This window comes from Nitrospirota bacterium (assembly GCA_016235245.1).
In the GTDB taxonomy this organism is placed as follows: Bacteria; Nitrospirota; Thermodesulfovibrionia; order Thermodesulfovibrionales; family UBA6898; genus UBA6898.
This window is the reverse complement of record JACRLO010000022.1, coordinates 13,669-36,176: the sequence shown is the minus strand read 5'-3', so window position 1 is coordinate 36,176 and position 22,508 is coordinate 13,669. Positions and strand designations below refer to the sequence as shown.

15 protein-coding genes are annotated in these 22,508 nt (G+C 50.9%); 12 read left to right on the top strand and 3 right to left on the bottom strand.

Annotation, left to right across the window (positions count from 1 at the left end; genetic code table 11):
• The first annotated feature begins 60 nt into the window (after positions 1 to 60).
• The 6 genes from HZB31_11150 to cooS all read left to right on the top strand — a co-directional run bounded on the left by HZB31_11150 (position 61) and on the right by cooS (position 8,385).
• Positions 61 to 528, top strand: coding sequence for a PH domain-containing protein (locus HZB31_11150; protein ID MBI5848484.1), 468 nt, complete (start codon positions 61 to 63; stop codon positions 526 to 528).
• Positions 529 to 799: 271 nt separating this feature from the next.
• Positions 800 to 1,657 carry a dihydropteroate synthase gene (locus HZB31_11145; GenBank protein ID MBI5848483.1) on the top strand — a complete coding sequence of 286 codons (858 nt, stop codon included), beginning with the start codon at positions 800 to 802 and terminating at the stop codon, positions 1,655 to 1,657.
• 114 nt (positions 1,658 to 1,771) lie between these two features.
• Positions 1,772 to 2,713: an acetyl-CoA decarbonylase/synthase complex subunit delta gene (locus HZB31_11140; protein ID MBI5848482.1), complete on the top strand. Its 942-nt coding sequence runs from the start codon at positions 1,772 to 1,774 to the stop codon at positions 2,711 to 2,713.
• 15 nt (positions 2,714 to 2,728) lie between these two features.
• Entirely contained in the window at positions 2,729 to 4,066 is a 1,338-nt protein-coding gene (locus HZB31_11135) for an acetyl-CoA decarbonylase/synthase complex subunit gamma (protein ID MBI5848481.1), read from the top strand.
• Positions 4,067 to 4,187: 121 nt separating this feature from the next.
• Positions 4,188 to 6,392 (top strand): CO dehydrogenase/CO-methylating acetyl-CoA synthase complex subunit beta, encoded by a 2,205-nt coding sequence (gene cdhC, locus HZB31_11130; protein ID MBI5848480.1) that lies wholly within the window; start codon positions 4,188 to 4,190, stop codon positions 6,390 to 6,392.
• A 19-nt stretch (positions 6,393 to 6,411) separates the two neighbouring features.
• Positions 6,412 to 8,385, top strand: a complete 1,974-nt coding sequence (cooS, locus tag HZB31_11125) for an anaerobic carbon-monoxide dehydrogenase catalytic subunit (protein MBI5848479.1) — start codon at positions 6,412 to 6,414, stop codon at positions 8,383 to 8,385.
• Between the two features lie 90 nt (positions 8,386 to 8,475).
• Here cooS and gltA read toward each other — a convergent pair whose 3' ends face one another.
• Together gltA and HZB31_11115 are read right to left on the bottom strand one after the other, a co-directional pair.
• Positions 8,476 to 9,927 carry an NADPH-dependent glutamate synthase gene (gltA, locus tag HZB31_11120; GenBank protein MBI5848478.1) on the bottom strand — a complete coding sequence of 484 codons (1,452 nt, stop codon included), beginning with the start codon at positions 9,925 to 9,927 and terminating at the stop codon, positions 8,476 to 8,478.
• Positions 9,927 to 10,790, bottom strand: a complete 864-nt coding sequence (locus tag HZB31_11115) for a sulfide/dihydroorotate dehydrogenase-like FAD/NAD-binding protein (GenBank protein MBI5848477.1) — start codon at positions 10,788 to 10,790, stop codon at positions 9,927 to 9,929. Before HZB31_11115 ends, gltA begins: the two co-directional genes overlap by 1 nt.
• Before the next feature lie 344 nt (positions 10,791 to 11,134).
• Between HZB31_11115 and HZB31_11110 the strand changes: the two genes are divergently transcribed.
• The 5 genes from HZB31_11110 (at position 11,135) to HZB31_11090 (ending at position 17,853) form a co-directional block, all read left to right on the top strand.
• Positions 11,135 to 11,626, top strand: a complete 492-nt coding sequence (locus HZB31_11110; GenBank protein MBI5848476.1) for an NAD(P)H-dependent oxidoreductase subunit E — start codon at positions 11,135 to 11,137, stop codon at positions 11,624 to 11,626.
• Between the two features lie 3 nt (positions 11,627 to 11,629).
• On the top strand, positions 11,630 to 13,966 hold the full coding sequence (locus tag HZB31_11105; protein MBI5848475.1) for a CBS domain-containing protein: 2,337 nt from the start codon (positions 11,630 to 11,632) through the stop codon (positions 13,964 to 13,966).
• A gap of 12 nt (positions 13,967 to 13,978) precedes the next feature.
• Positions 13,979 to 14,569: a 4Fe-4S binding protein gene (locus HZB31_11100; protein MBI5848474.1), complete on the top strand. Its 591-nt coding sequence runs from the start codon at positions 13,979 to 13,981 to the stop codon at positions 14,567 to 14,569.
• 33 nt (positions 14,570 to 14,602) lie between these two features.
• Positions 14,603 to 16,621: a molybdopterin-dependent oxidoreductase gene (locus HZB31_11095; GenBank protein ID MBI5848473.1), complete on the top strand. Its 2,019-nt coding sequence runs from the start codon at positions 14,603 to 14,605 to the stop codon at positions 16,619 to 16,621.
• 167 nt (positions 16,622 to 16,788) lie between these two features.
• Complete coding sequence (locus HZB31_11090; GenBank protein ID MBI5848472.1) at positions 16,789 to 17,853, top strand: DUF2059 domain-containing protein; 1,065 nt, start codon at positions 16,789 to 16,791, stop codon at positions 17,851 to 17,853.
• A 92-nt stretch (positions 17,854 to 17,945) separates the two neighbouring features.
• Here HZB31_11090 and HZB31_11085 read toward each other — a convergent pair whose 3' ends face one another.
• The gene (locus HZB31_11085) at positions 17,946 to 18,713 is read right to left on the bottom strand and encodes a DUF922 domain-containing protein (GenBank protein MBI5848471.1); all 768 of its coding nucleotides are present in this window, start codon (positions 18,711 to 18,713) and stop codon (positions 17,946 to 17,948) included.
• A gap of 110 nt (positions 18,714 to 18,823) precedes the next feature.
• Here HZB31_11085 and ileS point away from each other — a divergent pair, with 110 nt between their 5' ends.
• Positions 18,824 to 22,501, top strand: coding sequence for an isoleucine--tRNA ligase (gene ileS, locus HZB31_11080; protein ID MBI5848470.1), 3,678 nt, complete (start codon positions 18,824 to 18,826; stop codon positions 22,499 to 22,501).
• The last annotated feature ends 7 nt before the right edge of the window (positions 22,502 to 22,508 follow it).

The following is a 22,508-nucleotide window of genomic DNA, read 5'->3' as shown; positions in this document are numbered from 1 at the left end:
GCCATTATTGACAAAGTTGCGACGGCTTTGACAAAGTATAAAAAATAGTAAGGAGGTTGTATGTCCTGGAGTTTTTCATTTGAGTTGCTGCCGGGTGAAGAGATCATTGAGGATTCAACCCAAAGAAGCCATGATGTGATAAAGTCAGCCTACTCTGTGTTCCTCACGAACAAACGCGTCATTTTCCGCTTTGATGGCATGGGCAGCTACCTGAGCAATGCCTTCTTTTTTCCTGATATTCTTGACGCAAAGCTGACGACAAGGCTTTTCTTTAATTATCTGATCCTTAAGACCGGGCGCAAAGAATACCTCTTCAATGTCCCGGAGACCGATTACTGGATAAAACGTATTCTTGAAGCCAAAGAGAAGGATATGTTCGGCGCTTCCGGTCTGCGAGACGCCGATGCTGTCCCTCCCGAAAAGAAGCGACTGATGCTCCTCGATATGCTCACGGTCCTGCATAAGAACGGAATTTTAAGCCAAAAGGAATTCGGGGAGAAAGTCCATCTCCTGGACACTATCAATTAAATCTCGCCGTACGTATTGACTGCAAAACAGAACACCCTGACCATCCTTATATATCTATTAAATAAAACAATCGTCCCTGTCTTTTATTTTGCGCGGAGGATGTGGTATTTTTTTAATCATAAAAAATTATTATGAATCTTATTAATATTTTTAAGTTTTATACGCTTATTAGATTACGTTATAGTTACTGCATTATTTCCAGGAGCAGTAAGGATCAATTCCCGGTTGTGATTGTGCAGGAAAAATTCTCTATTAAGAAAGGAGTCCCTACATGCTGATCATTGGAGAGAAGTTGAGTATCATAGCCAAACGGGTTCGGGAAGCTATGATGAAGAAGGACAAAGGGCCGATCCAGGAGATCGCGACCAGGCAGTGGAAGGAAGGGTCGGGCATCATCGATGCGAACATCGGCCCTGCTGAGGATGGAGGCGAGGACCTCATGCAGTGGATGGTGACCACGATACAGGAGGTTGTTCCTCTTCCCGTATGTCTTGACACCACGAATTTCAAGGCGATCGAGGCAGGTCTCAAGATCCACAATAATCAATGGGGCAAGCCGCTGATCAATTCGACCTCGAACGATCCTGAACGGTTCCCGATCCTGGCACTCGGTGCAAAATATAATTGTGATGTTATCGGCCTCACGGTCGGCAAGGGTGGTCTTCCTGCTGATGCAGAAGAAAGAGCCGGCATCGCAGCAGAGATCATGGGACGCGCCATGGAATACGGGCTTCCTCTTGAGAACCTCTATCTCGACCCTCTTGTCCTGCAGATAGCGACAACCCAGGACCAGGCCCGTCATGTTATCGAAGCGGTTCAGTTATTCCAGCATATCAATGAGCCGGCCATGAAGACCGTTGTCGGGTTGAGCAATATTTCAAACGGTTGTCCGAAAGCTCTCAGGCCGATCTTAAACAAACATATGTTTGTGTTGCTTCAGGAGGCAGGTTTGACCGCCGCAATAGCCGACGCCAAGGAGATGGCAGAGGTGAATGAGGAACGGGGTCTGATCCTGGATGTGATGGCAGGCAAGGAGATAGCGGACAAACAGAAGATGGCCGAGATCAGCAAAACGCTTGACGTCATCATGGGAAGAACACTGTACGCTCACTCATATCTTGAAATGTAATAGACCGTTATGAGTGATGGGTAATGCGTAACGGGCGCAGAACAGGAATTGCATAAGTTCTTTTACTCATTACGCATCACACATTACTGATTACGACAAACAGGAGGTTATACCATGGCATTTACAGCACCGAAAGAGACGTACTCCGGCAAGGTCTATCCAGTAACCATCGGCACGGGTGAAAAGGCAGTGACCTTTGGCGGCGAGAATGTGCTTCCCTTTCATTCTTTTGAGGGAGCGACACCGAACAGGCCTGTCATCGCAATGGAGATACAGGATGTTCCTCCGTCAGACTGGCCGGAGAATGTGAGAAAGCCTTATGAGGCGGTAAGCAATGACCCAGTTGCCTGGGCAAAATATTGTCAGGATGAACTCAAGGCAAAGGCGATTGCCCTGAGACTGGTCGGCACCCACCCTGACAGGGAGAACCGTTCTCCGGAAGACGCAGCCAAGACAGTGAAGGACGTCCTTGCTGCGGTCCAGATTCCTCTGATTATTCTCGGCAGCAACCATGCAGAAAAGGATACCGCTGTGCTTGTTGCTGCTGCGGAAGCTGCCAAGGACAAAAACTGCATTATCGGCAAGGCGCAGGAAGCAAACTATAAGACGATCGCTGCTGCTGCCATGGCGAACAACCACAAGCTGATCGCCATGTCAGAGCTTGATATCAACCTTTCAAAACAGCTGAACATCCTGATTTCGCAGATGGGGTTTGACAAGGAAAAGGTCATAACAGACCCGATGTGCTCGGCGCTGGGATACGGCCTTGAATATACCTACTCGGTCATGGAAAGGATACGACTTGCCGCACTGACGCAGAATGACGTGACCATGCAGCAGCCCCTTCTGGGGGATGTAGGCATGTACGTCTGGAAGATCAAGGAAGCAAGTGCATCCGAGGCTGATCTGCCGCAGTGGGGTGCAGCCGAAGAACGTGGTATTGCCTGGGAGGCCGAGACGGCCGGAGCGCTCCTGATCGCCGGAGCTGAACTCCTGATCATGAGGCATCCCAAGGCTATCAAGGCTGTTGAAACGTTAATTGACGAACTGGTCTAAGAAGGAGGAATAACCATGGCTTTATCCGGCGTTGAAATATTTAAACTCTTACCGAAAACAAACTGCAAAAAATGCGGGTCACCGACCTGTCTTGCCTTTGCCATGAAACTTGCGCAGAGACAGGCGAGTATTGACTCCTGTCCTGATGTATCCGAAGAGGCGAAACAGAAACTGGGTGAGGCCTCGGCCCCGCCTATCCGCCCGATCACCCTTGGTGCCGGCGACAAGGCTGTCAAGATGGGAGAGGAGACCGTCCTTTTCCGTCACGATAAAAAATTCGTCAATCCCTGCGCCTTTGCCATCGAGATCAAAGACACGCTTTCAGAGGACGAGACAGCGAAACTCTGTCAGCAGGTGGTTGATTCCGAGATCGACAGGGTTGGTCAGAAGCTCAGGATCAACGCTATCATGATCTCTAATGTGTCCGGTGATGCAGGCAAGCTTGAGGCCGCTGCAAAGATCGTTGCAGCAAAAGCGGCAGGGGTGCCGGTGATCATCAGCACCACGAACCCACAGGCAGCGGAAGCGGCCGTAAAGCCCTTTAGCGACAAGAAGCCGGTCATATACGGTGCAAACGCATCTAATGTAGAGGCAATGGCGGCGGTAGCCAAGGCCAATAAGGCAACGCTTGGTATCGCGGCAAACGGACTTGATGAGCTGACCGATCTTACTGAAAAGGTCAAGGGCCTCGGCGTTGAAGATATGATCATGGATTCCGGCGCGCGCAGGGCAAAAGATATTATCGAGCACAATACGCTTATCAGAAGGGCTGCCATCAAGAAAGGCGTCAAGTCGGTGGGCTATCCAGTCATCAATTTCATGCAGCACGGAGACAGTCTTGTTGAGGGACTGCTGGCGAGCGTCGGCATTGCAAAGTATGCATCGATCATTGTCCTGAGCAGCATCGAGAAGTGGAAAAATCTTGCACTCTTTACACTCAGGCAGAACATCTATACTGATCCGCAGGTCCCGATGCAGGTCGAGCAGAAGATCTATAATATCGGTGAGCCCACTGCGACTTCTCCTCTTTTCATCACCACGAACTTCTCGCTTACCTACTTCATTGTTTCCGGCGAGATCGAAAACAGCAAGGTCGCAAGCAGGCTTGCGGTCATGGATTGTGAGGGTCTTTCTGTTCTTACGGCATGGGCTGCCGGCAAGTTTACTGCCTCGAAGATAGCGCAGTTTATTCAGGACAGCGGCGTGGAGAAGGATGTTCCGGGCAAGGAACTCATTCTCCCCGGTTATGTGGCGATCCTGAGCGGTGCGGTCGAGGAGAAGCTGCCGGGATGGAAAATAACGGTTGGTCCCCGTGAGGCCAATGCGATACCGACATTTCTGAAGTCACGGTAAAGAAAGAGCAAAAAACAGTTGATTATTTTGTATTAGTCAATCTAATATAGGTATTAATAAAACGAATAAAGGGACGGTGTATCTTTAACCGTCCCTTTTTACCAACCAAGAGGAGGCCACGATGTCCAAACTTATCGCATCTGCAGCCATACGGGGTGCTCAGACGCTCGTTAAACAGGCGGATGAAATGCTCCAGAAAGCGATTGCAGAAAAAGGAAAGGATTTTGTCTTCGAGTTCCCTGATACGGCGTTTTATCTGCCCATGATCTACGCGATGACAGGGTTCGCGGTGAAGACACTGGGCGACATGAATGTTGCCCTCGGATTTGCCAAGGAACTGCTTCATGATGAGCCGGAGGAGCATATCTGGAAACCGTATCTCGGCGAAGCTCTTGACTCGGGCATGGCTACGCTCTTTGCTGAAGAGATCCTGCTTGCGGTCAGATACATATACGGGCTTGAGCCCTGCAAGGAGACAATAGACGGAAAAGAATTCGTCTATAATGGTTTTATCACGGATACGATCCAGAGAAACCTTGGCGTGCAGCTGGTCGATGGTTCCATGCCTGGCTTTGCAGCAATTATCGGAGCAGCGCCGACTGAAGACATTGCGGTAACGATAGTCCGTGAACTGCAGGAGAAGAACATTCTTACCTTCCTGTCCGGTGAGTCCAATGGAGACAGCGTCACCAAACAGCTACTCAGAAAAGGCGTGGAGCTCGGCTGGGACGCCAGAATTGTTCCGCTTGGTCCCGGCACTGAGCATACACTCTATGCCCTTGATTGGGCGATCCGTGCATCGCTGATCTTCGGCGGCAAGAAGCCCAGCGATTTCAAGGGGCATTTGAAATATCAGAAGGACAGGGTTTTCGCCTTCGCCATTGCTCTGGGGCCATTGGATGATATCAAGTGGAGCACGGGTGCCGGAGCCATCAATATGGGCTTCCCTGCCATTGCGGACACCGATGTGCCGGTTATTCATCCAACCGGCGTCTGCACATATGAAGAAGTTGACAAGGAATTCGATCATGCCAAGATCGTCCGCAGGGCCATCGAGCTCCGCGGTCTCAAGATCACGGTCGAGAAGCCGCCGATCCCTGTTGCATTCGGTCCTGCTTTTGAAGGTGAGCGAATCAGAAAGGAAGATACGTTTATCGAGTTCGGCGGTCAGCGGACGCCTGCCTTTGAGTTCGTCAGGATGCGTAAACTGGATGAGATCGAGGACAATAAGATCATTGTAGTCGGCGACAACTGGCAGGAGAGGTTCGAAAAAGGCGGTCAGTTGCCGCTTGGACTTCTCATCGAAGTTGCCGGCCGCAAGATGCAGAAGGATTTTGAATCTGTTTTAGAGAGAAAGATCCATGCCAATATCAATGAGGCCCAGGGTGTATGGCATATGGGCCAGAGAGATATTAACTGGATAAGAATAAGCAACAATGCGAAGAAGGAAGGCTTTACCCTGGAACATCTGGGTGTGGTGAATGCTGCCATGACCCATCATCGCTTTAAATCGATTGTCGATAAGGTTCAGGTGACGCTCTTTATCGATGAAGGTGATGTGAAGCAGAAACTCGAGGAAGCGCGTGCAGCGTATAAGGAGCGTGACCACAGGCTCGGCAATCTGACCGATGAGGCGGTTGACGTCTTTTATTCCTGTCTGCTCTGCCAGTCCTTTGCCCCGGCCCATGTATGCGTTATTACCCCTGAGCGCCTTGGCCTCTGCGGCGCATACAACTGGCTTGACGGAAAAGCAGCGTATGAGATTGATCCTACTGGCGGCAACCAGCCTATTGAAAAAGGTGAATGCGTGGACGCCCGGTATGGACGGTATACCGGAGCTGATGATTACCTCAAGAAGGCAACAGGCGGGGCTGTTGAGACCCTGAACCTTTATACGATCATGGAAAATCCGATGACCTCGTGCGGATGCTTCGAATGTATCCTCGCAATCGTACCTGAGGCAAACGGAGTCATGATCGTAAACCGCGGCTTTACCGGGATGACGCCGGTTGGGATGAAATTCTCTACCCTTGCCGGAACGGTAGGCGGCGGAGCCCAGACCCCTGGATTTATGGGTGTTGGTGTGAACTTTACGACCAGTAAGAAGTTCCTTTTCGGTGACGGCGGAATCCGGAGAATTGTCTGGATGCCGAAGAATCTGAAGGAGAGAATAGGCGAGGAATTCAAGAAAAGGGCTGAGGAGGCTGGTGTGCCGGACCTTCTTGAAAAAATAGCAGATGAGACGATCTGCGAGGACTCTGAAAAATTATTGGAACATCTTACGGCAGTAGGACATCCTGCGCTTGAGATGGATTCAATAATTTAGTATTAAACGGAGGAAATCGATGAGCAAGACAGATAAGAGAATAAGAACAGCGCAAGCCGGTACTGCACAGGTCATAGAAAATATGATTGGTATTGAAACCTGTTTTGACAGGGCCGATAAAATGAAACCCTGCCCCATAGGCCACGAGGGTGCCTGCTGCAAGAACTGCTATATGGGTCCCTGCCGACTTGTGGGCAAGAATGCCGAGGAAGAGGCACGCGGTGTCTGCGGAGCCACACTCCCGGTCGTGGCAGCCCGGTACATGGCACGCATGGTTGCCGGCGGCACGGCAGCTCATGGCGACCATGGTCGCGATATGGTCTTTACGCTCCTTGCTGTTGCCGAGGGGCATGCCAAAGACTTCAAGGTCAAGGATGTGAAAAAGCTGTACCGGACTGCCGATATCCTCGAAATTGAATTCGAGGGCAGAGAGGTCCATGATGTGGCAAAGGATGTTGCCAACAAGCTCCTCGAGGATTTCAGCAGGCAGAGGGGGGAGATGAATTTTGTTAAGCGTGCCCCCAAGAAGACCCAGGAGCGCTGGAAGAAATACGGTGTTATGCCGCGTGGCATGGACCGTGATACCGTCGAAGTTGTTGATAGAACGACCATGGGTATGGATGCTGATGCGGATTCGATATTAAACGCTGCTGTCAGGTGCGCCCTTGCAAACGGATGGGGCGGAAGCATGATCTCGACAGACGTGACTGATATCCTTTTCGGCACGCCGATGCCGATCAAGGCAGAGGCGAGTCTTGGTATATTCAAGGAAGATGAAGTGAATATTGTTGTTCATGGTCATGAACCTTCTCTGGCCGAGATGATCGTCGAGGCGGTCAGTGAACCTGAACTTATCGCCTATGCGCAGACAAAGGGTGCAAAGGGTATCAACCTGGGCGGCATGTGCTGTACGGCAAATGAAGTCCTGATGAGACATGGCATTGCTACTGCCGGAGGCTTTACAAACCAGGAGCCTGCCATTATGACCGGCCTGATCGATCTCTTCACCGTTGATGTCCAGTGTATTATTCCTGCCATTGTCGATGTGGCAAAGAAGTTCCATACTATTGTCGTTACCTCATCCGATAAGGTAAAGATCCCTGGCGCTACCCATATTTCCTTTGATGAGCATATTGCAAAGGACCAGGCCCGTCAGATCGTCAGGATGGCGATTGACAATTACCCCAACAGGACGAAGCAGGGCAGTCATGTTACCGAGAAGTTCCCTCTGATCGGAGGTTTCTCTCACGAGTATATTGAGTATATGCAGGGCGGAAAATGGAGAGGCTCCTTCAGGCCGCTCAATGATGCCATCATGGCCGGCCGTGTTCGCGGTGTTGTCGGTCTTGCCGGTTGTGACAACCCCAGGTGGCCTTCGACAAGCGTTCACAAATTCCTGGCAACAGAACTGATAAAAAATGATGTTCTGATCGTATCGACCGGCTGTAGTTCTGCGGCCTGCGGAGGGTCCGGCTATCTGACTCCTGAAATGGCGCTTGAGCATGCAGGTCCCGGTCTCAGAGAGGTCTGCGAGGCGATCGGCATTCCACCGATCCTGCACCTTGGAGCATGTGTCGACAACTCACGCATACTTACGATCGCTAGCGCAATGGCTGCAGAGGGCGGCTTGTCCGATGAGATCGGCGGTATGCCTGCAGTGGGTATAGCTCCTGAGTTTATTACCGAGAAGGCCATTTCTATCGGTGTCTATTTTGCAGCCTCAGGCGTTCCCTGTATCTTTGGCGGTGAGTCTCCTTTCAAGGCGTCAAAGGAAGTTACCCGGATCATGACCGAGGTTTGGATGGAGCGGTTCAAGGGCGCTTTGGTTTTTGAGCCTGACCCTGAGAAGATGCTCGCCATGGCACTTGACTATATCGATAAGGCCCGTGAGAACCTGAAGCTGAAGAAGTATGAGCCAGGCAAGTTCGGCACTGAAAAGGTCCTTATGGACATGGCTGCACGGCGTGAGATTAAGGCACATACAGGTCTGTAAAGCGATTACCCCTTAATGTTGTAACAAAAAAGGCCCCTGTTCAGATGAACAGGGGCCTTTTTTGTTGGTATGGATGACGCAAAACAGGATTTATTCCCAGCCAGCCTCGCCCTTAAGGAACTTATTAATATCTGCGGCTGCCCGCTTGCCTGCGCCCATGGCGCTGATGACAGTCGCTGCGCCGGTCACGACATCGCCGCCTGCCCAGACATGTTTTTTCTTTGTCCTTCCTGTTTCATTGTCTGCAACAGCAGTCCCGTATTTAGTCCTCTCCAGCCCGTCAGCATCCACAAAAACGATCGGATTGGGGTTGGTGCCAAGGGCCATGATTACGGTGTCTACCTCCATATCGAATTCTGATCCCCTGATCTCTACAGGCTTTCTTCTGCCTGAAGCATCGGGCTCTCCAAGTTCCATGCGCACGCAGCGAAGCGCACGCACGGTCCTTTTATCATCGCCCAGGATTTCGATCGGATTGGTCAGGAAATTGAAGATCACCCCTTCCTCTGCAGCATGGTGCACCTCCTCGGCTCTTGCCGGCACCTCATCCTTGGATCGCCGATATACGATATATGCCTCGCCCGGTGTCCCACCGGTCTTTTTAACCTCAAGAGACAGGAGCCTCCGGCTGCATCTCACCGCATCCATAGCCACATTGCCGGCACCGATTACGGCCACTTTTTTTCCTAATCTGACCGGTGTATCATAGTCAGGGAACTGGTATGCCTTCATCAGGTTTACCCGTGTCAGAAACTCATTTGCAGACATGACACCGTTTAAGTTGATGCCCGGAATGCGCATGAAGGATGGAAGCCCTGCGCCGGTGCCGAGGAAAACAGCGTCGAAGTCGTTCAGCAATTCATCGAGAGTGAAGGACCTGCCGATGACATGGTCGGTCTTGAGGTCGATGCCCAGGCATTCAACGGCATAGTTGACCTCTCCGCTTACGACGCTCTTGGGCAGTCTGAACTCCGGTATGCCGTAGATGAGTACACCTCCTGGACCGTGCAGCGACTCAAAGATTGTTACGTCATGGCCTTCCCTGCCGAGATCCACGGCACAGGTAAGTCCGGCCGGACCTGATCCTACGACTGCAATCTTTTTCCCGGTTTTGGGCGCCTTTACCAAAGGGCAGGTGCGATGGCTGAGTTCATAATCGCCGACAAAACGCTCGATCCTGCCGATCGCTACAGGCTCACCTTTCTTGCCGAGGATGCAGTTGCCTTCGCACTGGTTTTCCTGGGGACAGACCCTGCCGCAGATGGCAGGCAGATTATTCTTCACCTTCATCCATTCCACTGCCTTTACCAGGTCGCCTTCGCGAACTGCCTTGATAAACTGCGGTATCAGGACGCCGACAGGGCAGCCCTGCACGCATTTGGGGTCTTTGCATTGCAGACAGCGCTCTGCCTCTTCTTTTGCCGTCTCCAGCGTATAGCCAAGCGCAACCTCATCAAAGTTGCAGCTGCGGACATGCTCATCCTGGTTCGGCATTTCGTGCCGCTTGATCTTCATGCGTTCTGCAGGTTTCAGTTCAGCCATTATTCCCTCCCCTTTACAATAGCGCCATCTATCCTGCACGTATGCTCATAGTGTTCAACAGCCTGCTTCTCTTCATTTTTATAGAACGAAAGGCGGGAGAGAAGATTATCCCAGTCGACTTTATGACCGTTGAACTCCGGGCCGTCAACGCAGACAAACTGCGCGCCGTCCTCAAGGAGCACTCTGCAGCCTCCGCACATACCGGTGCCGTCAATCATGATCGTGTTCAGGCTTACAATAGTCGGAACATTATAGGGTTTGGTGGTCAGCGTAACAAACTTCATCATAATGGCCGGACCGATTGCCCAGACCTTTGCGATCGTATTATTTTTGTTATCGAGGATTTCTTTCAGAGGTTCTGTTACCAGCGACTTTCTGCCTATTGAGCCGTCATCCGTGCAGATAATGAGTTCATCAGAAACAACCCGCATCTTTTCTTCCCAGAAGAGCAGCTCTTTTGTGCGCGCTCCGATGATGGATATGACCTTGTTGCCTGCCTCCTTGAGTGCCCGCGCAATCGGATAGATCGGCGCAATACCGACGCCTCCTCCCATACAGACCACGGTGCCGAAATTCTCGATCTCGGTGGGATGTCCAAGAGGACCTGCAAAGGATGCCAATGAATCTCCGGGGTTGAGCTTGCCTAACTGCATGGTTGATTTGCCGAGTTCCTGAAAGATGATGGTGATCGTTCCTTTTTCACGGCTGTAATCAGCAATGGTCAGGGGAATCCGTTCGCCGAACTCGTCAATGCGAACGATTACGAACTGGCCAGCCGCCGCTTTTCGGGCAACATGCGGAGCTTCAATATCCATAAGTTTTACTACATCGCTCAATACCTCTTTGCTGAGTATCTTGTACACGAAGACCTCCTCATTGTTAAAACAGGGTCAGCGTCACTCCTGATATATTTATAAGATATATTAATATATTTATAAGATAAAGTGAAACGAAAAAAAGCATAATCATCCCGTGGTAAGAGAGAAAACCCCTTGTTTTAAAAATAATTATTATTGCCTGAATCATCAACCTGAATAAGCATCCCCGGAGCTATATCTGCTGCTTATTGCATTTATAATTTTATTAAATAATTCAATAACAAATCGGTGAAATTATGTGTTAAAGTCAAAATCCGTAATTATACGGATGAGTGCAGATAGCATCGGAAGCAAGATGCAGTTAAAGAATGCTCAGCAGAGGTGAAGCCATGAACGTAGAAGAGGTCAATGTCAATGTCGATGAAGTGATCGGTAAGGTGGGATCGATCCTCTGCGAGCATGACAGGAAAAAGGGAGTCCTCATCCATACATTTCAGAAGATCCAGGAGGAGCATGGATATCTGCCTGAAGATGTTCTCAGGCAGCTTGCAAAAAAACTGTCGCTTCCCCTTGCAGAAATTTACAGCGTTGCAAGTTTTTATAAGCAATTCCATTTTTCTCCACGCGGCAGGAAGGTCGTCAGGGTCTGCATGGGGACGGCCTGTCATGTCAGGGGCGCAAAAAAGGTCCTTGATGCCATTGAGGGGGAGTTCGGCATCAAAGATGGTGAGACTACACCGGACCTTGCGATGACCCTCGAAACGGTCGGCTGCGTCGGCTGTTGCGGATTGGCTCCTGTTGCGACGATCAATGAGGATGTCGTTGGCGATATCGGCAAGAAGAAACTGAATGATATGATCAAGTCAATTAAAGAGGACTAACCGATGAGCAGATTGAACAGCATAGATGATCTGATAAAGCTGAGAAGTCAATTGAAGGATGAGACCTTTACCACCGACAAAAACAGGGTGAGAATATGCTGCGGCACAGCCTGTGTTGCTTCCGGATCCAAAAAGCTGGTGAAGGAACTCGAGGCGGAGTCAGCAGGAAAGGGCATAGAGCTCGAAGTCGTCAAGACCGGATGCCAGGGCCTCTGTCAGAAAGGCCCGGTAATGAGTGTCGAACCACACGGTTTTTTCTATCAGAAAGTGAAACCGGATGATGCGAAAAATCTTATCGCGCACACGTTTTCTGCCGGGACATCGCTCAGATCTCTTTTATACAGGGATTCGATCATGACCAGTCCTGTCGAAGAGGTCCAGAATGTTCCGTTCTATAAGAAGCAGCTCAGAATAGCTCTGAGGAACAATGGCAGGATAGACCCGAACAATATTCACCAATATCTCGCAGTCGGCGGGTACAGCGCCGCTGAAAAGATGTTCGGCTCGATGTCCTCTGACAGTGTTCTGCACGAGATTGATCGGGCGAACCTAAGAGGCAGGGGCGGGGCAGGATTTCCTGCCGGCAAGAAGTGGGCCCATACGAACAAATCTCCTGAAAAGACACGGTTCGTGATCGCCAACGGTGATGAAGGAGACCCCGGCGCATTTATGGACAGAGCTATCATGGAAGGCGATCCTCACAGCCTTCTTGAAGGCATGCTCGTCTGCGCTTATGCACTGAAGGCCCACTATGGTTTTATCTATGTCAGGCACGAATACCCCCTTGCGGTGAAGAACCTGAAACTGGCGATCAAACAGGCAGAGGAACTGGGGCTGCTTGGCGAGAATATCCTCGGAACGGGGTTTGATTTTATTGTTGATATCAGAGAGGGTGCGGGCGCGTTTGTCTGCGGTGAGTCTACCGCCCTGGTTGCATCGATTGAAGGCGAAAGGGGATTTCCCAGGCCGAGGCCTCCAAGACTTTCCGAGGTGGGAGGAGGACTCTGGGGGTATCCGAGCAATCTGAATAATATCGAGACCTATGCCTGTATGCCTCCGATCATCGAGAAGGGCGCTGACTGGTTCCTGGGTATCGGCACCACGACATCGCCGGGAACAAAGGTCTTTGCAGTGACCGGCAAAGTGAAGAATACCGGGCTTGTGGAAGTACCTATGGGCACAACATTGAGAGAGATCATTTATGATATCGGCGGCGGTATTCTGGACAACAAGGAATTTAAGGCCATTCAGACCGGCGGGCCTTCAGGCGGATGCCTGCCTGCTGCCCAGCTTGACCTGCCGGTTGATTTTGATTCGTTGTACCGGGTCGGCTCCATGATGGGCTCGGGCGGCATGGTTGTCCTCGATGAGGAGACCTGCATGGTGGATGTTGCAAAATACTTCCTGTCCTTTACCCAGTCGGAATCATGCGGCAAGTGTCCTCCCTGCAGGGTCGGCACCTACCAGATGCTGCAGATTCTGGAACGTATAACGACCGGCCATGGTGAGCACGGCGACATTCAGCGCCTGATCGATCTTGGGAAGCTTATCCAGAAGGGTTCGCTCTGCGGTCTTGGTCAGAGTGCTCCCAATCCAGTACTCAGCACGATCAAATATTTCAGGCACGAATACGAAGAACATATTTATGACAACTACTGCAGGTCAAATGTCTGCAGCAACACGGGTATCTTCCTGATCCATCAGCCTGACTGTATCCGCTGCGGTCTCTGCAAACAGGCCTGCGCCTTCGATGCAGTGAAGGAGACGAAAGACATTTACACGATCGACCGCCAGTACTGCACCAAGTGCAAGGCCTGTTATACGGTCTGCCCAGTCGGTGCGGTCAAGATCAAGAAGCAGAGCGTGGTAAAACTGGAAGAGCAGTTCAGGGTTCCTACGGATAAATTAGAGGTCCTTGAAAGGAGGGCGAAGATGACACTGAAGGATGTATTAAGTTCCAAGCCGATGAAGGTCTTTACCTGCAAGAAGGACTGCAAGCTTGCAGATGCGGTGACGATCATGGACGGCAACAACATCGGTTCTCTGCTGGTTGTCGACGATAAGGAGAACCTCCTCGGTATATTCACCGAGAGGGACATCATGCACTGCTTTGCCAAGAAAGTCGCGATGAACGATGAACTCATGGGCAATGTCATGACAGCAAACCCGATAACTCTCGATTCATCGGTCGATATCGCGGTCGCCGTGCAACTCATGTCGGACAGGAAGATCAGGCATCTCCCCGTGACCGAGGATGAGAAGATCGCCGGCATGATCAACTACCGTGACCTTGTTTCGTATCTGCTCCCTGAGGTTATTTACATGGCAGAGGATATGTAACGGGTAACCACGATGACAGAACCGATAAAAGAACCAAAAGTAGAAGATATAAAGACTGCGGCAGAGGAGAAGTCCTGTCCTGTCCAGAAGGCACTCTATTTTGTGACCGAATTTCTGGCAGGACCGATGTGCGGCAGATGCTTTCCCTGTGCTATGGGCAGTTACGAAGCGAGGATACGGCTCCAGAACCTGGTAGACGGAAAAGGCGTCGAAACGGATCTTCGTGCCCTGAAAAGAATTGCAGTGGACATGATCGAGGCCTCTTTCTGCAAGAAGGGAAAGGATACCGGTAAATTCATCCTTGACTGGATGGCAACCGATGTATACCAGGAGCATGTGGAAGGCAGGTGCCCTGACATGCAGTGCGCCAGCCTCATCGAATACCGGATCATTCCGGAGAAGTGCACCATATGCGGCGAATGCAAGGATGTCTGCAAGGCCCTGGCAATATTCGGTGAGAAGAAGCAGCCGTACAAGTCGGGCTATTTCCCTTTAGAGATAAGGCTGAAGCGCTGCACCCGGTGCGGTGCATGTATCAAGGTCTGTCCCGTAGAAGCGATCGTTCTTGTTGCTGCGAATGCAAAAGATCCTGTTGGTGTTTAGAAACTATGAGTTTATTTTTTTACGGAGGTCTCAATGGCTAAGACAATTAATCTGACGATAGATAACCGGGCGATCCAGGTCGCCGAAGGAACGAACCTCATCGATGCCGCAGCAGCGGCCGGTGTGCATATCCCGAATCTCTGCTACCTGAAAGGTATGAAGGGCATAGGTGCATGCAGGCTCTGCCAGGTCGAGGTCGAGGGCATGAAGGCCCCGCTGATCGCCTGCACCTCCAAAGCTCGGGAAGGCATGGTCGTCAGGACCGATACCGAGGCAGTGCAGGAGACGAGGAAGTTCGTTATTGATCTCATCCTTTCGATGCATCCGCTTGACTGCATGACCTGCACGAAGGCAGGGGTCTGCAATCTCCAGAAATATGCCTATGATTTCGAGTTGAAGGAATCGACGTTTACCCGCAAGAATTTCGGGTACCCTGTTGATTCGGCCAACCCGTTTATCAAACGCGACCCTGATTACTGCGTGCTCTGCGGCAGATGCGTACGTATCTGCAAGCATCAGGGTACAGAGGTCCTTGATTTCAATGGCAGGGGAGTCGGCTCCCGGGTCGTTACTGCCCAGGACAAGCCGCTTCAGGAATCATCCTGCACATTCTGCGGAAGCTGCGTGGATGTTTGCCCGGTAAATGCTCTGCTGGAATCTGACCGCTGGAGAAAGGGCCGGGAATGGGAATACGAAAAGACGGCTTCAGTCTGTGTTTCCTGTGGAAGCGGCTGCAGCATAACGGTCAGCAAGAAAGACGGCAGTGTGATAAAGATCAATAGCGGTTCTCCTGACGGCAGCATTGAGCGCACCATATGCGCGACCGGAAGATTCGGTTTTGACAGCCTGTACAGCGAGATGCGCGTCACCAAGCCGATGAAAAGAGTCGGCAGCGAACTCCAGGAGACAACGTGGGAGGATGCGACAAAGATCGTGGCTGACCAGTTGAAGGCTGCGGGTGAAGATGCGGCCTTTATTTCAACCGGCGCGATCCTGAATGAAGATGCTGCCATGCTGAAGAAACTCGCTGATGGTCTGAAGGCGAAGAATATCGACTCAACCGTCAGCCTCTATTCCGGATACGACGCGATGAAGAGCGGCGGTGCAGACCTCGAAGAAACAGACCTGATCGTGCTTGCAGGCATTGCTCCTGATCAGTGGAAGCGGGTGCTGCCTGCCCTTGACGCTTCAGTGAGGAAAAGGGTCAATAGCGGTGCGAAACTGATAGTCATTAACTCCGGCGAGCCGAAGATCGCTTCAAAGGCCTCGGTTTTCCTCAACGGCGATGAAGTCAAGATGCTGATGGAACTCGGCCAGGCTGTCATATCAAAGGGCACGAAGGCGCCAAAGGAGATGATCGAGTCCCTGGCCCCGGTCAATCCTTCGGACAATGCCATGAATGCAGCTGACCTGTTCCTGGCTGCAAAGATGCCGGTGTTCCTGGCTGCTCCGTCCCTGTACAAGGCCGCAGCAAACCTTGCACTGATCAAAGGTGAAGCGGTTGCAGTGCCTCTCGAAGCGAACGCAAAAGGTGTGGTTGCTATGGGCATGACCTCAAGCGGCAAAAAGTTCAGTGATATCATTGCGTCATCATCCAAAGCCCTGTACGTGGTTGGAGAGATCCCGGTCAACAAGCGTCCTGATACGGGTTTCCTCGTGGTCCAGGCTTCTCATCTGACCGAACTCGCCACGCAGGCTGATGTTGTCCTTCCGGCCACTCCTGCACTGGAATCAGAGGGAACCATCATTGACTGGCTCGGCAGGATCAAACAGGTCAACAGGGCATGCGTCTCATCCGGATCAGCTAAACAGAACGGTGAGATCTTCATGAACGTTGCCGAGGTAATGGGCACACCACTTAAGCCGGTGAAGGATGCGGACGTCAAGAAGGCGGCAAAGACAAAGGCAAAGGTTGCGTTCAGTGCCTTTAAGAAAGACGCAGGCCATGACGTTGATGCAGAGCAGCTCATGCAGGATACGAACAAGATGACTGTTAACGGCTCAAGACTCCTCTGGCTCAAGGAACTGGACGCCTGCTCAGTTACCGCTTAATCCCCTGTCAAACATTGAAGGCGCATCCGAAAGGATGCGCTTTTTTTTTCTGTTCCGGCCGTTCAGAGTTATTGATCCCAGGCCTTAAAACTCTCATTCTGTGACTTCTCTGCACGATTTCGGGTAAAATGTTCAGCAAAAACAAAATCGGGCTGGAGGAGCGGACCTTGAAAAAGAGCATCATAATTTTCTGCTGCATGATGTTTCTCGCTACGGGATCAGCGGCATTTGCCTACGATGAGACCTACGAAAAGGCGATGAAGCATTTCAAAGCAAGGGAGTATAAACGCGCCATCCCCTATCTCGAAAACTATGTTGTCCTAAAGCCTGACCCTGCAGTCTATTATCTGCTTGGCTATGCCTATTACGAACTCAGAAATTTTGAACGTTCAAAGGATTATTTTGATCAGGCCTATCTCATCGATCCTGAAATTTCATCGGATAAGGTGCCTGTTCACGCAGGACTCTCCCCCGAGGATCAGGGCCTTATCCATGATCTTCTCGAACGCTCTGGGGCAAAGAAGCAGATGGAAAACTATGCGGAAATCCTGAGCAGTGCGCTTCCCCAGTTCCGGCTTGGCATGAGCGAAGGGAGGCACAATAGCGACGTCCTTCATTTCCTCAGGGACTCATACAGGCTCCATAAGATCTATCCTCCCGTAGCAGACACCTTCAGTGTGCGTTTCAATAAACAATATATCTCTTCCGTCCTGCAGTGGCTCAAGTCACCTTTGGGTAAGAAGATCGCCGATCTCGAAGTTGCTGCCAACATGCCGGAGATGCTGAAAAAGTCGGCCGCCTATCAAGAGGAATATGAAAGAATGCAGAAGAGCCGCAAGCAGCGCATCAGCGATATCGAAAAAGCAGTGCGGGCGACTGAACTGAATGTTGATATCATCGCAGGTTCTCTTTTTGAGATGCTTAAGGGTATGCAGGTCGGGATGCAGGGCAGCGGCAGGATGAATTCGGAAGAGATCGATACCCTTGTGGGTAGCGTCAGGGGAGTACCAAGGGAACAGCTTGTCAGAGAACTGCTGGTTTCCCTTGCATTTACGTATCGCAGCCTTACTGATGAGGAACTCGGGGAAGTTGTCCGTTTTTACCGGTCTCCGGAAGGCAGATGGTTTAATGACACCAGCATCGAAGCGATCCGTGCTGCTATCGGCAAGGCATCGCGTGAGGTAGGCGAAAAAATGGGTAACGCCCTTCTTGCAAAAAAAGTGATGCTGTAAGAGAGCACAGGCTGTTCAGTCAAACGTCTGATCGAGAAATCTGATTGCCGGCAGACTATCAGTCTGCGAAGTTCCCTTATGTCTGAGGGCCCTTATTTTTTCGAGGGCGTCTTTGCCGGTTTTGGGTCCATATCCCGCGTGGTGCCTGAATCATATGCATCGAGTTTCTGCTGAATCTGTCTTATAATCCTGCTGCCTATCTTCTCCGTTTCCGTCTTTACAAAACGTTCAACAATCTTTTCTGCGTTTGCCGCTTCTTCATCACTGAGAGAGAGATAGGCTATCTCGCTAAACTGCCTGACAATATCATCTCTGGTATCGTCCGTGATGATCTTAATCCTGCCATGCAGACGTTCAAGGAGAGCCGCAACATAGTTTTTCCAGAGGTCTTTTTCCATGGGGTTCAGTGCGGAATCATCGGTGAGGGCAGGAAGCGTAACGCTAATTTCATATGTCAGGGCCGGCTCAAAAATCGTGAAGTCGCAATGGACCTTTTCATTTTCCTCATCCGGTTCGAGACTGTAGGAAAAATCATAGGCCCATCCCAGGCTCCAGTTGTAGGTCGAAGGCTGACGCTTTTTTGTTTTCGTATTGAGCGGACCGTTTTCTTCTGCAGATTTTACGATCTCGGCAAAGGTTTTGCCAAAGACAGGATAAAACTCATAATGGACGTCAGGTCGAAGCTCTATGCCCTCTGGCACGGAATATTTTCTCATCCTTTGCGCCTGGGGAGGCAACGGTCTTCTTCCTGCAGAGACGAGCTTGCCGGACCGGTCAAAGTGCTGCGATATCTCTGCTTCAGACAAAGCGACAGGGGCCAGGAGCAAGAGAAAGGCTGAAACGATTCTGCTCACTTTCATAATCTTAAGAATACTACGCTTTCGGTATGAAATCAAATTGAGGCTAATTTCCGGCTCAATTTGTTACAATATCTACTCAAAATGACCCGTATTAAGGTGATCTGCTGATTATGGAAGACCTGTATAGCGTAAAACTGCCAGTGTTTGAAGGACCTCTGGACCTTCTCCTGCATCTTATCCGGGAGAGCAAGGTGGATATCTATGATATTCCCATATCCCTGATTACCGGCCAGTACCTCCATTACATAGAAATGATGAAGGAGCTGGACCTCGATATCGCGGGCGAATTCATCGTTATGGCAGCGACCCTTATCCAGATCAAGTCCAGGATGATGCTGCCTGTAGATGAGGAGGCGCCTCTCGAAGAGACGGAAGACCCGCGGCTTGAACTTGTCCAGAGGCTTCTCGAATATCAGGGATATAAGGATGCTGCATCGATCCTGAAGGAAAAGGAAGATGAGGCCCTAAAGCTTTTTATGAGAGAGAGGACTGAATTCGATGAGGAAAAGTCGGAAGAGCAGCAGGAACTCTATCTCTTTGACATAAACCTTTTTGATCTGCTTGGCGCCTTCAAAAAGATCCTGGATAATGCTCCCCCTGAGGTGAGGACAATTACCAAGGAGACGCTTACGGTAAAGGACCGCATCATGCATATTGCCGAGCTGCTCGAGGGCATCGACACGATCAGATTTGAGGACCTCTTTGCCGGCAGCAGCAGCAGGGTGCAGCTGATCGTGACCTTTCTCGCCCTGCTTGAGCTCCTCAGGCTGGGCATGGCGAGGGTCTATCAGGAAAAGGACTTCGGCAGCATCTGGGTAATTAATCCGCAGAAACAGATACCGCTTCCTGCAGAAGCTCCTTTGGAACACGCTGCAGCCCAAGCCACTGAACCTGTGCAACAGCCTGTGGCTCAGACTTCTGTGGAGCAGGAACCGCAGGGTCAGTCTGATCCTGTTAATAACGAAAAGGTGGTAACGAAACCGGCCATGACAAGAGATTTTAAAGACACACTTAATCTTCCGCAGACGGATTTTCCTATGAAGGCGAACCTTGCACAGAGAGAACCCGAGATGCTCAAGGCATGGGACGAAAAGAATATTTACAGACAGATCCAGGAGCAGGGCAAGGGTCGCAAACCCTATATCCTTCATGACGGTCCACCCTATGCAAACGGCAACATTCATATGGGCCACGCGCTGAATAAGATCCTGAAGGACATTATCGTCAAATATAAGACGATGAAGGGGTTTAGAGCGCCTTATGTGCCTGGATGGGACTGCCATGGGCTGCCGATCGAGCTGCAGGTGGACAAGAACCTCGGCGATAAGAAGGACAGCGTCAGTCTCATTGAAAAGAGGCAGCTCTGCAGGGAATATGCGGAGAAGTTTGTCTGTCTGCAGAGGGATGAGTTCAAGCGCTTAGGTGTCTTTGGAGACTGGTCAGAGCCCTATCTTACGCTGACATATGAGTATGAGGCCTCGATCGTCAGGGAGTTCAACCGGTTCGTGAAAAACGGTTATGTGCACAAACGAAAAAAGCCTGTGCACTGGTGCCCATCCTGTGTGACTGCGCTGGCTGAAGCTGAAGTCGAATACACTGACAAGGAATCTCCATCGGTCTTTGTGAAGTTTATGCTTGATGACGACAATGCCACGGCGTTTTCTCCTGAACTCAGAGGCAAGAAGGTCTTTGTGCTTATCTGGACCACGACGCCCTGGACCCTTCCTGCAAATCTTGCCGTTGCCTTCCATCCTGAACTGCAATATGCAGCGGTCGAACAGAATGATGAAGTCTATATTGTTGCTGAAGGCAGACTTGAGGCGCTTCAGGAGAGGATAGGGCTTATCGGTACTGTGCTTGCGAGGAAGGTCGGCAAAGACCTTGAAGGCATCGAGGCGCAGCATCCCTTTATTGAAAGAAGATCAAAGTGTGTGCTTGGCGATTTTGTCTCTTTGGAAGAGGGCACCGGTATCGTCCACATTGCTCCGGGCCATGGTGAAGACGACTATGAGGTCGGCCTGAAATACGGTCTTGAAATCTTTGCGCCGGTGGATGATGGCGGCAAATTTACGAAGCTGGCTGGAGACCTTCAGGGGCAGTTCGTATTCAAGGCAAACAGTGTTATTATCGATACGCTGAAATCCCGTAATGCGCTTATAAAAGAAGAGAAGATCACGCATTCCTATCCCCATTGCTGGCGTTGCAAAAAGCCGGTCATCTTCCGTGCGACAGAGCAGTGGTTTATATCTGTCGAGCACGAGGGCCTGCGCAAAAAGTGTCTCGAAGAGATCGACAGGGTCAACTGGGTACCTGCCTGGGGCAGGGACAGAATTTACAATATGGTCTCGTCCAGACCTGACTGGTGCGTATCACGCCAGCGCAGTTGGGGTGTTCCGATCACGATCATAAAGTGCAATGACTGCGGTGAGTTTGTGAAAGATGAAGCCGTGCTCGACAGCATTGTGAGTCATGTCGAAAAAGACGGCGCAGACGTCTGGTTCATAAAAGAGGCAAAGGAGTTTCTTCCCGAAGGATATGCCTGCAGAAAATGCGGCTCTTCCGAGTTTCGCAAAGAGATGGACATACTTGATGTCTGGTTCGATTCCGGCGTGAGCCATGCGGCGGTTATGGAAAATGATCCCAGGCTTACCTGGCCGGCGGATATGTATCTCGAAGGCAGTGACCAGCACCGGGGTTGGTTCCAGAGTTCGCTCCTTGCATCAGTCGGCACGCGCGGGTCTGCTCCTTACCGGACGGTGCTGACCCATGGATTTGTTGTCGACGGGGCTGGAAAGAAGATGTCCAAATCGCAGGGCAATGTGATCGCGCCCCAGGAGATCATCAAGAGCTTCGGCGCCGAGATTCTGCGTATCTGGGTATCTGCTGAAGACTATCGCGATGACATCAGAATATCGAAGGAGATCCTGAACCGTCTTACCGAGGCGTACAGAAAAATCAGAAATACCAGCAAGTTCCTGCTGAGCAATCTCTTTGATTTTGATTATCAGGACTATTCTGGTCAGCTGCAGGAGATCGATCGCTGGGCCATGGGCAGACTCCAGGGTCTGATCTCAAAAGTGACCAGGGCATACGAGAACTTTGAATTTCACGAGGTCTTTCATTCGATTCATAACTTCTGCGTTGTTGATATGAGTTCGATCTATCTCGATATCCTCAAAGACAGGCTCTACACTGCCAGAGCAGATGCTGCTGAGAGACGCTCAAGTCAGTGGGTAATTTCTGAGGTCCTTTCCGTGCTGACAAGGCTCATGGCGCCGGTGCTCACCTTTACGGCAGAGGAGGTTTGGGGATATATACCTGCGAAGGGCAAAGGGCAATCAGCAGAAGACCACGCTTCTGTGTTTTTTGCGTCATTCCCTGAAGCCGATGAACGGTTCATTGATGCGGAGCTCGATGAACGGTGGAAGAGACTGCTCACCCTTCGCGATGAGGTGAACAAGGCGCTTGAGATCAAGAGAGCTGAGAAGTTTATCGGTAACTCTCTTGAGGCAAAAATAACGCTCTGTCTTCCCTCTGAATACCAACAGCTTGCCGGACAATATGCGGCATTCCTGCCGATGTTCTTTCTCGTCTCTGCAGTCACCCTGCGTGAAGACGCTTTGCCTGAGTCGCATGAAGGCATGTTGATCAAGGGGCTCCAGGTGCTGGTGGAGCGGTCATCCGGAAGCAAATGTCAGAGGTGCTGGAACTGGTCTGAAAGTGTCGGCACCTTCAGCGACATCCCTGAGGTCTGCAATCGATGCTACGAAGCGGTCAACCGGAAGTAGGTGAGTT

Coding starts and splice junctions, on each gene's coding strand:
- ileS (MBI5848470.1), top strand. CDS start 18,824: ATGGAAGACCTGTATAGCGTAAAACTGCCAGTGTTTGAAGGACCTCTG.
- HZB31_11110 (MBI5848476.1), top strand. CDS start 11,135: ATGAACGTAGAAGAGGTCAATGTCAATGTCGATGAAGTGATCGGTAAG.
- cooS (MBI5848479.1), top strand. CDS start 6,412: ATGAGCAAGACAGATAAGAGAATAAGAACAGCGCAAGCCGGTACTGCA.
- HZB31_11100 (MBI5848474.1), top strand. CDS start 13,979: ATGACAGAACCGATAAAAGAACCAAAAGTAGAAGATATAAAGACTGCG.
- HZB31_11105 (MBI5848475.1), top strand. CDS start 11,630: ATGAGCAGATTGAACAGCATAGATGATCTGATAAAGCTGAGAAGTCAA.
- HZB31_11095 (MBI5848473.1), top strand. CDS start 14,603: ATGGCTAAGACAATTAATCTGACGATAGATAACCGGGCGATCCAGGTC.
- HZB31_11085 (MBI5848471.1), bottom strand. CDS start 18,713: ATGAAAGTGAGCAGAATCGTTTCAGCCTTTCTCTTGCTCCTGGCCCCT.
- cdhC (MBI5848480.1), top strand. CDS start 4,188: ATGTCCAAACTTATCGCATCTGCAGCCATACGGGGTGCTCAGACGCTC.
- HZB31_11135 (MBI5848481.1), top strand. CDS start 2,729: ATGGCTTTATCCGGCGTTGAAATATTTAAACTCTTACCGAAAACAAAC.
- HZB31_11140 (MBI5848482.1), top strand. CDS start 1,772: ATGGCATTTACAGCACCGAAAGAGACGTACTCCGGCAAGGTCTATCCA.
- gltA (MBI5848478.1), bottom strand. CDS start 9,927: ATGGCTGAACTGAAACCTGCAGAACGCATGAAGATCAAGCGGCACGAA.
- HZB31_11150 (MBI5848484.1), top strand. CDS start 61: ATGTCCTGGAGTTTTTCATTTGAGTTGCTGCCGGGTGAAGAGATCATT.
- HZB31_11145 (MBI5848483.1), top strand. CDS start 800: ATGCTGATCATTGGAGAGAAGTTGAGTATCATAGCCAAACGGGTTCGG.